Origin of the sequence: Aeribacillus sp. FSL M8-0235 (assembly GCF_038000355.1) — a bacterium.
Classification (GTDB): Bacteria; Bacillota; Bacilli; order Bacillales; family Aeribacillaceae; genus Aeribacillus; species Aeribacillus composti.
On sequence record NZ_JBBOBW010000001.1, the window covers coordinates 3,103,242 to 3,114,822 of the forward strand.

The 11,581-nt window shown below is 38.3% G+C and carries 12 protein-coding genes and 1 other annotated feature; of the genes, 5 read left to right on the forward strand and 7 right to left on the reverse strand.

Translation table 11 applies throughout. The features are described 5' to 3' along the window. Positions 1-108: 108 nt before the first annotated feature. The 3 genes from NSQ71_RS15225 (at position 109) to NSQ71_RS15235 (ending at position 1,534) form a co-directional block, all read left to right on the forward strand. A complete protein-coding gene (locus NSQ71_RS15225) occupies positions 109-1,089 on the forward strand; it encodes a metal-dependent hydrolase (RefSeq protein WP_066247291.1) in 981 nt (326 codons plus the stop codon). A gap of 102 nt (positions 1,090-1,191) precedes the next feature. After that, positions 1,192-1,350: a small, acid-soluble spore protein K gene (locus tag NSQ71_RS15230; RefSeq protein ID WP_066247293.1), complete on the forward strand. Its 159-nt coding sequence runs from the start codon at positions 1,192-1,194 to the stop codon at positions 1,348-1,350. Positions 1,351-1,378: 28 nt separating this feature from the next. Continuing rightward, complete coding sequence (locus tag NSQ71_RS15235; RefSeq protein ID WP_082829369.1) at positions 1,379-1,534, forward strand: YpzG family protein; 156 nt, start codon at positions 1,379-1,381, stop codon at positions 1,532-1,534. A 386-nt stretch (positions 1,535-1,920) separates the two neighbouring features. Here NSQ71_RS15235 and NSQ71_RS15240 read toward each other — a convergent pair whose 3' ends face one another. Beyond that, positions 1,921-2,253, reverse strand: a complete 333-nt coding sequence (locus tag NSQ71_RS15240) for a YfhH family protein (RefSeq protein ID WP_340734168.1) — start codon at positions 2,251-2,253, stop codon at positions 1,921-1,923. 3 nt (positions 2,254-2,256) lie between these two features. Next, entirely contained in the window at positions 2,257-3,072 is an 816-nt protein-coding gene (gene recX, locus NSQ71_RS15245; protein WP_094244552.1) for a recombination regulator RecX, read from the reverse strand. Between the two features lie 593 nt (positions 3,073-3,665). Between recX and NSQ71_RS15250 the strand changes: the two genes are divergently transcribed. Then, complete coding sequence (locus NSQ71_RS15250; protein ID WP_063386267.1) at positions 3,666-4,217, forward strand: GNAT family N-acetyltransferase; 552 nt, start codon at positions 3,666-3,668, stop codon at positions 4,215-4,217. Positions 4,218-4,277: 60 nt separating this feature from the next. Here NSQ71_RS15250 and NSQ71_RS15255 read toward each other — a convergent pair whose 3' ends face one another. The 5 genes from NSQ71_RS15255 to NSQ71_RS15275 form a co-directional block, all read right to left on the reverse strand. Further along, positions 4,278-5,525 carry a glutamate-5-semialdehyde dehydrogenase gene (locus NSQ71_RS15255; RefSeq protein WP_339193282.1) on the reverse strand — a complete coding sequence of 416 codons (1,248 nt, stop codon included), beginning with the start codon at positions 5,523-5,525 and terminating at the stop codon, positions 4,278-4,280. Beyond that, positions 5,522-6,649 (reverse strand): glutamate 5-kinase, encoded by a 1,128-nt coding sequence (gene proB, locus NSQ71_RS15260; RefSeq protein ID WP_063386269.1) that lies wholly within the window; start codon positions 6,647-6,649, stop codon positions 5,522-5,524. Before proB ends, NSQ71_RS15255 begins: the two co-directional genes overlap by 4 nt. A 57-nt stretch (positions 6,650-6,706) precedes the next feature. Continuing rightward, positions 6,707-6,922, reverse strand: a binding site (T-box leader). Between the two features lie 58 nt (positions 6,923-6,980). Then, positions 6,981-7,472 (reverse strand): DoxX family protein, encoded by a 492-nt coding sequence (locus tag NSQ71_RS15265; RefSeq protein ID WP_066247308.1) that lies wholly within the window; start codon positions 7,470-7,472, stop codon positions 6,981-6,983. A 498-nt stretch (positions 7,473-7,970) separates the two neighbouring features. Continuing rightward, positions 7,971-8,663, reverse strand: coding sequence for a TerC family protein (locus tag NSQ71_RS15270; RefSeq protein ID WP_445684711.1), 693 nt, complete (start codon positions 8,661-8,663; stop codon positions 7,971-7,973). 124 nt (positions 8,664-8,787) lie between these two features. Continuing rightward, positions 8,788-9,654, reverse strand: coding sequence for a LysR family transcriptional regulator (locus NSQ71_RS15275; protein WP_063386271.1), 867 nt, complete (start codon positions 9,652-9,654; stop codon positions 8,788-8,790). A gap of 146 nt (positions 9,655-9,800) precedes the next feature. On the opposite strand from NSQ71_RS15275, the gene NSQ71_RS15280 reads away from it, so the two are divergent. Continuing rightward, on the forward strand, positions 9,801-11,564 hold the full coding sequence (locus NSQ71_RS15280) for a thiamine pyrophosphate-requiring protein (protein WP_339230190.1): 1,764 nt from the start codon (positions 9,801-9,803) through the stop codon (positions 11,562-11,564). The last annotated feature ends 17 nt before the right edge of the window (positions 11,565-11,581 follow it).

Genomic DNA, 11,581 nt, shown 5'->3' on the forward strand with positions numbered 1-11,581 from the left:
TTATTTTTTTTTGGCATGAAAGAAAAAATGAATTTATGTTTTTTGCGTTCAATGGAAAAAATTCAAATATCATCATAACGATTGTTTTTTCAGCTAAGGAGGATGGCTTTGGATACAGGTACACATTTCGTCATGGGAATCGCATTGGGAGGCTTAGCAACTTTGGATCCGGCTGTCGGCGGTTCCTTTCTGACAAGCGAGGCAGTTCTTGTTGGCACGATTATCGGTTCACAAGCACCAGATCTTGATACGGTTCTTAAATTTAAAAATAATGCAGCTTATTTAAAAAATCATCGCGGAATAACTCATTCAATTCCCGCAGTTTTATTATGGTCGCTGTTGATCACTGGCGCAATTCATTTTATTATGCCAAGCAGCAGCCTCATCCATGTATGGATTTGGACGTTATTAGCTGTTGTTCTTCATGTTGTTGTCGACATTTTCAACGGCTACGGCACTCAAGCTCTCAGACCTTTTTCTGAAAAGTGGATTGCGCTGGGCACAATTAATACGTTTGATTCGTTTATCTTCATCGCTCATATTGTCGGCATTGGCATTTGGCTTTCCGGCGCCCATGGGGGCTATACCTTTTTAATTATTTATTGCATAATCGCTTTATATTATGTCGTTAGACTTCTAATGCAAAGATCGATTAAGAAAAAAATCTTAAACAGATGGAAAAATGTTGAAAACGTCATATTTAACCCAACAATGAAATTCCGCAAGTGGCAGCTCGTCATTGTGACAAAAGAACATTATTACGTTGCATATTCAAATTTTACCGAAATTCAAATCGTCGACCAATTTGAGCGCAAAGAGCTGCCGAATCACCCTGCAATGGAAGCCGCAAAAAAAGACCGGAATATTTCAGCATTTTTGCATTTTTCCCCTGTTTTCCATTGGCAAATAAAAGAGCAGCTTGATTATACCGAAATCCGTTTGATTGACTTGCGTTATTTCAGCAAAGGTCATTATCCCTTTGTAGCAGTTGCACAGCTCGATAAAGACCTCAACATTGTTCGTTCGTACACAGGTTGGATTTTCAGTAAAAAAAGAATGAAGAAAAAACTTAAACCGCTAATTGATTGATTATGACATTTCCTTAATTTTCTTTTATATTGGCTTCTAATAAGCAAATACTATTTATGCGCGTCCAATAGCGCAAATTTTTTTCTCCTTGGAGGATCTGCGATGCGCAATAAAGCAAAAGGATTTCCGCAGCATGAAAAATTTGACGGTGAGCCACGTGCTAAAGCGGAATTCGCGTCACGTCGTGCGAACGGAACCATTAACACACACCCTCAAGAGAGGATGAAAGCTTCAGGAGAACGGGATAAAAATTTTTCATAACCATTGACCTTTCAAGAGGTGTTTACAAATGGACACAAACCGATCATCCTTATCAAAAAAGCAGAAAAACGAATTTTTAGGAGCTTGGGGAAAACCGAAACATTCATTCCGTCAAGTAAACGGGGAAACCCAGCAAACCCAAAGCTTAATCATTTTGGAAAACGAAATGCGAAAACGTTCATAAATAAATAATACGAGATCATGCCATTATTTGGCATGATCTTGTTTATACAGACCTTTTTTAATTTTTAAAAATAATCGCCTAGATTCAAAACTCAACTATGATTTCCTCGATTAAATTTAATAAAGAAAATATTTAGTTTCAACATTGCTTGAGTAAACGATTTTCCATTATTTTACTTATTTTTTCGATACTATTTGTTTACAAAAGATTTCAAGCTAAAAACGAAATCCGTATCCTTTCAAGGTCAATTGAGAGAGTATTCAGTTTGATAACCATAATGCAAAGTTAGGCGCGAGGAAGCATAGCCACGAACAGGAAGAAAAAAACGATTGAAAGAAATCAGCGGCCACTCTTTTCCCCAACTTCCTTCATTTTTCGTTCTCAACTTATTTCTCATTTATATTACTTTTTTTAATCAACATCGATATCGGCAGTGCTTCCTCCTTTAAAGGCGATGATAATCGATACCCCCAAGCGAAAACTCCTTTTAAATATTCAACTTTGAAATATTCACCAGGAGATCCATCGATTTCATACGTCTCACCTGGCGGAAAATCGTCAGGATTCAACATATATGCTTTTGCCATAGCAATTTTCCTTTCCAGAACAGCATATTCGTTGATCATTCCATGCTGTTCCGCTTTGCGCGCTTTTTCTTTTAATCGGGCAATTTCATTTTTTAGCTCGTATTCCGTCATTTCACTGTACCGTTTTTCCATTTCCTATTCCTCGCTTTTCTCTAAGTGTTTTTGCAAATATTGCTGAATAAGTTCTTGCGAAAAACCTTTTCGATATAAAAATTGCGCAAGCTTTTGACGATATGTGTACATATCTAGATGGGAATACTTTTTTTTCCCTTTTTCGCCTTGTATTAATAATGCTTCCCATTCTTGGTCATGACGTTCATGTAAAGGCAGCATCTCTAAAACAGCTTGAATCACTTCGGATGAAAAACCTTTCCTAAACATTGCCTGCTCTATTTTTTGCTTTAGCTGCGACAAAGATATGTTCGCTTTTTTTCCCAATTGCTTTTCAGCTAATTTATACGCTGCTTCTATTTGTCTTTCTTTCGTGAAAAGATCAAGAGCTGCTTCTATCAAATCGTTCTCAATCCCTTTTTGTCCCAGTTCTGCTTTTATTATGCCGGGCCCTTTCAAAGTGGTTTTCATTTGCGTTCTTACAAAGGCTTCCGCAAACTCCTTGTCATTTACATAATTTTTTAATTGAAGCTCAACCATTACACGTTCAATAACCCTCTCATCTATACCTTGACTTACAAGATAGTCACGGACCTCTTTTTCCGATCTCATTCGATAGCCAAGAAAAGTTAAAGCTTTGTTGAATGCTGCTTTTATTTGATCCTCGTGCAAAATCGCATCTATATCCAGCTCATCAAGCTCCATCCCTTTTCTTAGCCCGTGCTTAATTAAAACATCTTCCCCGACGCTAAAAGCAAATATTTCACCGTTTCCTCTATCGACGTAAATATTAAAACGATTTTTCTTTTTAGGTTGAACTTCTATTTTTACAATAAACATGTACAGACACCTCATTTTTATAGTACCATAGAAAAAATAAATAAATGGAAGTTTTAAGCATGAAAGTGTATGAATACTGTAACAATAGATTTTTCAGCTTGTAAGGAACATTTTGCTGACTTTTCTAGCCGTTGATGCTATAAAACTATGAAGCAAAATTCAACCGTTCTTATTATGATTTCTAAATATTTTGCTGGCATCAGGCAAATCTGCTTCAGTCAGGAAATGCGGTCCTCTCTGTTATTGCATCAAAGCAAAGGAAAAAAATATTGTCAAAGAAAATATTGTAATTTTTCCCTATTCACTGCTTATAGAAACTCTTAAAGTAGTAAGAAAAAAGTAAAATTTTCTTAATAATCTTTTTACAAAATTTTTGTTTTCTTTTCCATAGAAATCAAGTATGATACTAGAAGAAATGCTGACAATTAAATTTACTTGTTTTTAAGGGAAGGCAAATGGTGCGCCACCGGTCTTTGACCGGTTCTAGTGGGTTCGATTCCCACCCCGAAATTTTTACTTGATAAATAAAAATTTCGAGGGTGGGATCCGTTAGATTTCGTGGTAACCGCCCTCGTTGATAGAGGAGGATGAGCATGTTAAAAAAACGTGATCTAGCGGATTGTCAAGAGTTGTTCGAACTTATGGTTCATCCAGAGGTCTTCCCTTATGTTCGTCATAAAGCAACGTCGATTGAAGAATACATGTTTATAACAAAACAGTTGATTGAAGCAGAGGAACGAGGGGAATTAATTTCCCGCACCATTTTGGATGAATGGGGCTCTCCTATTGGAACAATCAGCTTGTATGATATTTTTGACCAAACGGGATTTCTCGGAACTTGGCTCGGCAAGCCGTACCATGGTAAAGGATATAATCAGCTTGCTAAGGACGCTTTTTTTCAAGAGATTTTTTATGAATTTGGAATTCAAACGATCTTTATGAAAATACGGAAAGACAATGAACGTTCCATGAAAGCCGCGCAGAAGCTTCCATATGTCTCCCTTGCCGATGAATCTCGTCAGCTTCCCCATATTGAAAACAAAAACTTATACAACATCTTTGAAATTTCAAAGGATATGTACACACTGTATACAAAACGAAACGGTTTCATGACAGACGAAGAAAGCAGATTGAAGGAAGCATAAAAAATTGGAAGAAGACATCCGAACGAATCAAGATGTCTGCTTCCATTTTTTTATCATTTCTTATTCTCTAATCTGTCCGCTTCCTTTAATAATATATTTTGTAGAAGTCAGTGCAGGGAGTCCCATCGGTCCTCTGGCATGGAGCTTTTGCGTGCTGATCCCGATTTCTGCGCCAAACCCAAATTCAAATCCGTCTGTAAAGCGCGTCGATGCGTTGTGGTAAAGAGCTGCGGAATCAACTAATTTGAAAAACTTTTCTACATTTGCGGCATTTTCTGTGATAATTGCCTCAGAATGGTTTGTTCCGTAACGATTAATATGCTCGATTGCTTCATCTACATTCGAAACAAGTTTCACTGCCATTGTATAATCTAAATATTCCGTTTCCCAATCTTCTTCTGTCGCTAATTTCAAATGCGGGAATTCATTGTACAATGCTTGATCGACTCGCAACTCCACATTTTTCTCCTCGAGCTTTTCAATGAGCTCGCGAATATACTCCTTATTCCAATTTTCATGGATGAGAAGAGTTTCGGCTGCATTGCAGACGGAAGGTCTTTGTGTTTTTGCGTTTACAGTTATATCAATCGCCATCTTTTTGTCTGCTGATTCATCAATAAACACATGACAATTGCCTGCGCCCGTTTCTAACACAGGGACAGATGAATTTTTAACAACTGTTTTAATCAGATTTTTCCCTCCGCGAGGAATTAGCACATCTAAATAATCATTTAATTTGAACATTTCCGCTGCCGTTTCCCTGCTGGTATCTTCCAGAAGCTGTACACTGTCGGCAGGAAAATTCGCTTTTTCTAACGCCTCTCGTATCACCTTTACGATCGCCATATTTGAATGCAATGCGGATGAGCTGCCGCGAAGAAGAACAGCGTTCCCTGTTTTTAAGCAAAGGCTTGAGGCATCAATTGTCACATTTGGTCTGGCTTCGTAAATCATCCCAACAACTCCGAGCGGCACCCGAACTTTTTCGATTTGTAAACCGTTCGGACGAGTCCAGCTTTCCAGCACTTCCCCAACTGGATCTTGCAAATAAATCAATTGTCTTAACGATTCAATCATTCCGTTAATTCGTTCTTCGTTTAAAAGAAGACGGTCAATTAGAGCGTCGGATAAACCATTCGCTTTCCCATTTTCAATGTCATTTTCATTTTCTTTTAAAATATAAGGCGTTTCTTTTTGCAATTGTTCAGCGATGATTGATAATGCGTTGTTTTTTTCTTCAGTAGTCTTTGCAACCAGTTTGGCAGCAGCTTCTTTTGCCAGCTTCCCTTTTGTTAACACTTCACTCATATCATCATCTCCTTACTCGTTATCGCTACAAATTGATCACGGTGAACCACTTCAGGATGTATGCGCTTTGTCATTTCCATCGCTTTTTGACTCGGCATGCCCATAATTTCTTTTAATTCTTCAGATGAATAATTGACTATGCCTTTTCCGATCAGCTTTTGTTCCTTGTTTAAAATTTGCACCACGTCTCCGGATTGAAAGTTGCCGCTGACACGCTTAACGCCAGCAGGAAGGAGCGATTTCCCTTCCTTCAAAATAGCCGCTACTGCTCCATCATCGACTTCCACATCACCAGATATGATCGAATGAAGAGCAATCCATGCTTTTGAATTACGAACAGCACTTAAATCGTTTTTGCCAATATATGTTCCGTCACCGTTCCCATTTAAAATTTCTATTAATTTCTCTTTTCCTTGACCTTTCCCGATAAATACGGATACACCGAGGGCAAGTGCCGTTTTTGCCGCCATGAGCTTTGATTTCATGCCACCTGTTCCAACTTTCGAACCGGATGTTGCCTCTGTTTGTTCAATTAATTCATCTGTTACTTCCGGCAAAAAATCAAATCGTTTCGCATTCGGATTTTTGGTAGGATCTTCTTCATATAAACCGTTAATATCCGTCAAAATAATAAGAAAATCGGCATGCAATAATCCGCTCACAAGAGCTGACAGCATATCGTTGTCTCCAAACGTCAATTCCTCAATCGAAACCGAATCATTTTCATTGATGATCGGGAGCACTTGCCGCTTTAGAAGCTCCGATAAGGTGGCGTATGCGTTTTGATATTGCTCTTTATGCTGAAAATTGCTCCTTGTCATCAAAAGCTGGGCACATACAATGCCGTATTTTTTAAATGCTTCTGTATAAGCCTGGATAAGCAGCCCTTGGCCCACTGCCGCAGCCGCCTGTTTTCCTCTAATTGTCACAGGCCTAGAAGGATATCCAAGATCTCCATACCCTGCTGATACCGCTCCTGACGAAATTAAAATTACTTCATACCCTGCTTCCTTCAATTTAGCAATCGCTTCAACATGCTCGTGCAGCTTTTCTTTACTGAGTCCCCCGTTGTCATCTGTTAAAGAACTGCTTCCTATTTTTACGACCACTCGCTTTTTCCTCACTAAAAAACACCTCTTCATTGCTTGACAGTCATAAAAAAGACTCATATCATCCTTTCGAAAAAGGACGAATATGAGTCTATATCCGCGGTACCACCTTTTTTAGCACTAGTTTAGTGCTCCCTTTAGCCTGTAACGAAGGATACGGTCAGGTTATGAGCCTGACAGCTCCAGGGGTAGGTTCAATAGCTTATCAGCGATGAAACCTTTCAGCCATAGGGTTTCACTCTCTTTTTCGCCTAAAGTCTATTTACTGGCCCCTTTCAACGCCGAAAATATACTTTTTTTAAAATTATGTTTCAAAAATTTTTAAAAGTCAAGATGATTGCTGCATTTAAACATTTGCTTGTTGATTGAATTTTTTGTTTGTAAATTTATCTCTCAAATACGGCAGGATAAACCGATCAGCTCCCCAATAATACGCAGCTGCGCCTACTGCCATTAAAATGATTGCTTCAGTGTACATAATCGGATTCGTGCTTGTTGTTCCAGCTAACATAAAATTCAAATTCATAAACGCACCAGCAATTAATGCAGGAGTTGTAAACAATCCCAAAATCAGTCCGATGCCAACTAACACTTCTCCAATTGGAATAATAAAATTAAAAAGTTCTACATTCGGAAGAGCAAAGTTTTCAAGGAACGCTGCATACCATCCTTGAACGGCCGGATGTTCTCCGGTTGCTTTAGCAATCGCCCCTTTTAAAAATCCTGTCGCATCAAATCCACCCAGCTTTTCGACTCCCGCGACAAACCATTGATAACCGAGCCAAATTCTAAGAGCCGCCCAGACAACCGCCATTTTTGGACCTTTCAGCCATTCCATCTTCAACCATCTCCTTTGTTTGTTTTTTCACTTTTATTTTCCGAAGAAGTTTGTGAAATATTTCACTAACTTCTTCAATTTCAATATATAATTTTCTGAATTTAACTTCAATATATTTGTGAAATATTTCACAAATTGTTAACAATTACTATAGTTATCCACATTCATAGTAGGATTTTATGGAAAAAATCCAGCTTCTTAAGCTCCAACAGTTACATAATATCCACAAAAACAGTATGGATAATGTGTATAAGTTGTGAATTGTCTGAAATATCTGTGGATAAAATAAAAAAGCACTCACCTTCTCTGGACGATGAATGCTTATACACAAGAACGATCTCTCGAATTTACATGCAAATTAGAGCTGTTGCAAAAGAAACCGTCATTTTACAGAAGTGTGCATATTTGCCGATAACAAAAATTTTAGACATAACTAAATCTATTAAAACGTGGAATTTCTTTTCATAAAAAAACAGGCGCCGTTTCAACAGCCGCCTGCTAAGCACTATGCTGCAATTTATTTTCTTTCTCTGCACGCTTATTTTTCTCATAACCGATCGCTAACACAATCAATGTCATAATTCCGATAAGTAAATATTCGCTCCACAAGTTTTGGATGTGAAACCATTGTTCAATATGTTTATCCTTAAAGATCATCTCACCGGCGGTCCAAGCTAAAATTCCAGATCCAACATATACAATCCATTGAAATTTGTTCATTAATTTTACGATCGCTTTTGATCCAAAAATCATAATTGGAATACTGATCAAAACTCCAACCGCAATCATGCCGATATGGCCGTGTGCCGCACCTGCTACTGCAACCACATTATCCAAACTCATGACGGCATCTGCAAGAATGATCGTTTGAATAGCTTTAAGCAGACTGCTTTGAGATTGGACATGCGCAGCTTCTCCGTCATCTACCAAAACTTTATAAGCAATCCAAAGCAGCAAAAATCCGCCGACAATGTTGACAAATGGGATTTTCAACAGGACAACAATAACGGATGCAAACAAAATCCGTAATGCGACCGCACCTCCAGTCCCCCAGAATATAGCTCTGTTTTGCTGTTCTTTCGGCAGATTTCTCGTTGCCATTGCAATTACAACTGCGTTATCGCCGGATAAAATAATATCGATTGCAATAATTTTTAATAAGGCAATGATGGCGTCAGATGAAATAGATATACCAACTGAAAATAAATCCAATTGTTATTCGCTCCTCTATTAAAAAATGTATACGTATAGATTCTATCCCTACCTTCCTTTGAAAGCAAATCCAATATTTTACCTATTTAAAAATTAAAATGAGTCATCTCCTTGTCAGCTGCTGGATAAATGTTCGAATGGCAGTGGAAGAAAGAAGACCTTTTCGATAAATAATTGCAACCTCTTTACGCGGAAGTTCGTCTGCAATTTTCAAAAGCTTGACAGAAAACTCCGGGCTGTTTTCAACATAAAGCTTTGGCAGGATCGTAATTCCGTTATGTAAAAGCGTCATCTTTAACAACGAATACGTATCCGACAATTCCACAATTGGGTTTAACTTAATGCCTTCTTTATTACAAAATGAATCGATCGTCTGTCTAAGAACATATTGCTCGGGCAATAAAAAGATCGGGTACGATTGAAGCTCTTCCAAATATATTAAATTTTTTTCAGCTAAAGGATGATCAAGGGATACAATGGCAAAAAACTCTAATGAAAACCATTTAATAACCTCTACTTGCGGATGATGAACTGGTAAATAGACAATCCCTATATCGAGCTCAGACTTGACTATTTTTTCTAACGTTTCTTCCGTTTTTAGATCGTAAACAGAGAGTTTTATATTTGGAAACTGTGAGTGAAACGTAAGCAAGGAAGAATAAAGAAGATGATTGCCAACACATCCGATTTTTAAATGGCCGCGATTCAATCCTTTTAATTCATGTATTTTAATTTTTGCTTGATCAATTTCAGAAAAAATTTTTTTCACATGTTCAAGTAAAATCTCTCCGCTTTCCGTTAATTCAATTTTTTTCCCCATTCTTCGAAAAAGAACTGTATCAAGACTGTTTTCAAGAAGGCGAATTTGCTGGCTTAATGTTGGTTGCGTAATCCCCAGCTTTTCTGCAGCTTTCGTAAAATGCAGCTCTTGACTCAATATTGCAAAATATTGCAAAAGACGGAACTCCATTTTATAGCTCCTTTCTATAGATATTTTCTATTATTATGATAGTTATTATAGTATTGTACTATCTTTTCTTTTCAAGTACAATTCTGATTACGGAATTATCTGACTAGTATTAATTATCTAAATTATGTTGAAAGGGTGTGTGTTGTTTGACCAGCCGATATACGACAAGCAAGGCACTTTTAGAAGCGTTACAAGAAGCTGATGTTTCCTTTATTTTTTCAAATCTAGGAAGCGATCACCCTGCCATTATTGAAGCCCTTGCCGAAGCTGAAAAAGAGGGAATTGATTTTCCGAAAATCATTACTTGTCCACATGAAATGGTTGCCTTAAGCGCTGCACATGGATATGCTCAAGTAAGCGGGAAACCTCAAGCTGTTTTAGTGCATGTTGAATGCGGCACGCAAAACCTTGGCGCTGCCATTCACAATGCTTGGAAAGGTCGGGTGCCTGTCCTCATTTTTGCCGGAACTTCTCCATATACTCAAGAAGGGGAGCTTCGGGGAAGCAGGAACGAATTTATTCACTGGATTCAGGATGTTCCCGATCAGCCCGGAATTGTAAGGGGTTACATGAAGTATACTCATGAGATTCGCACCGGGAAAAATGTAAAACAAATTGTCCATCGTGCACTGCAAATTGCTCAAAGCAGCCCGAAAGGACCCGTATATTTGACGAGCGCTAGAGAAGTTTTGGAGGAGGAAGTAGAAAAAGTAGAAATTCATCCTGAGCAATGGAGACCAATTGCAGCGCGTGCACTGGCACCGCAAGAAATAGATCCTTTAGTGAAAGATTTACTGGCAGCAAATAATCCGCTCATTGTCACGTCATATATTGGCAAAAACAAACAAGCGGTGAAAGAACTCGTTCAATTTTGTGAAAAACTTGCGATACCTGTTTTAGAGTCAGTGCCAAACTATATGAACTTTCCATCTGATCACCCGCTTCATTGCGGATATCAGTGGAATACTTCAACACAAAACGATTTAATCGAAAAAGCAGATTTTATAATGGTCATTGACAGTGATGTTCCTTGGATTCCAGTGAATAATAAACCATCGCCAAATTGTACGATTTACTATATTGATGAAGATCCGCTGAAGGAAGGGATGACATTATGGTATATCCCATCAAAACGTTTTTTCGCAGCTGATGCCGAAACGGCCTTGCACCAGTTGAACGAAGTGATTAAAAACGCTGACATTGACAGCTTGCAAGTAAATGAAAGGAGAAAACAAATAGAAAAATATCATAAAGCTCAGCGTGAAGAATGGAAAAAAGCTGAACAATTTTTTGACGACATTATCACGCCTGAGTATTTAACTGCCTGCATACGGGAAGTGTGCGATGAAAACACGATTATTGTCAATGAAGGCATTTCAAATTTCCAAACATTATATACCCATTTGCAAATGACCAAACCAGGTTCTATTTTTGGCAGCGGCGGAGGCGGACTTGGATGGAACGGCGGAGCAGCGATAGGAGCAAAACTGGCAGACCCGTCTAAAACAGTGATCAGCCTTACTGGAGATGGATCTTATCTGTTTAGCGTCCCTTCGAGCGTTCATTGGATATCGCAAAAATATGACGCGCCATTTTTAACCGTAATTTATAATAATCGCGGTTGGAAATCTCCGAAACTGTCAACCTTAGCTGTTCATCCGAATGGGATCGCAAATGAAACGAATCAATTTTTCGTAGATTTCACTCCTCATGCTGATCTTTCGAAAATTGCAGAAGCTGCAGGTGGCGCCTATGCAAGAAAAATAGAAAACCCTCATGAGCTGAAAGAGGCTCTGAATGAAGCAATAAAAACTGTCAAGTCTGGCCGTTCCGCTGTTTTAGATGTATATTTGCCCGCTATTAGTCAAGAAAATCAAATGAGAGAGGAAAAAAACCATTCCACAGTTTAAAAAGCGGGAGCAAAAAG

Excerpts from the sequence above, each read along its gene's own strand:
- NSQ71_RS15230 (WP_066247293.1), top strand. The coding sequence starts at position 1,192 with ATGCGCAATAAAGCAAAAGGATTTCCGCAGCATGAAAAATTTGACGGT.
- NSQ71_RS15235 (WP_082829369.1), top strand. The coding sequence starts at position 1,379 with ATGGACACAAACCGATCATCCTTATCAAAAAAGCAGAAAAACGAATTT.
- NSQ71_RS15240 (WP_340734168.1), bottom strand. The coding sequence starts at position 2,253 with ATGGAAAAACGGTACAGTGAAATGACGGAATACGAGCTAAAAAATGAA.
- recX (WP_094244552.1), bottom strand. The coding sequence starts at position 3,072 with ATGTTTATTGTAAAAATAGAAGTTCAACCTAAAAAGAAAAATCGTTTT.
- NSQ71_RS15250 (WP_063386267.1), top strand. The coding sequence starts at position 3,666 with ATGTTAAAAAAACGTGATCTAGCGGATTGTCAAGAGTTGTTCGAACTT.
- NSQ71_RS15255 (WP_339193282.1), bottom strand. The coding sequence starts at position 5,525 with ATGAGTGAAGTGTTAACAAAAGGGAAGCTGGCAAAAGAAGCTGCTGCC.
- NSQ71_RS15265 (WP_066247308.1), bottom strand. The coding sequence starts at position 7,472 with ATGGAATGGCTGAAAGGTCCAAAAATGGCGGTTGTCTGGGCGGCTCTT.
- NSQ71_RS15275 (WP_063386271.1), bottom strand. The coding sequence starts at position 9,654 with ATGGAGTTCCGTCTTTTGCAATATTTTGCAATATTGAGTCAAGAGCTG.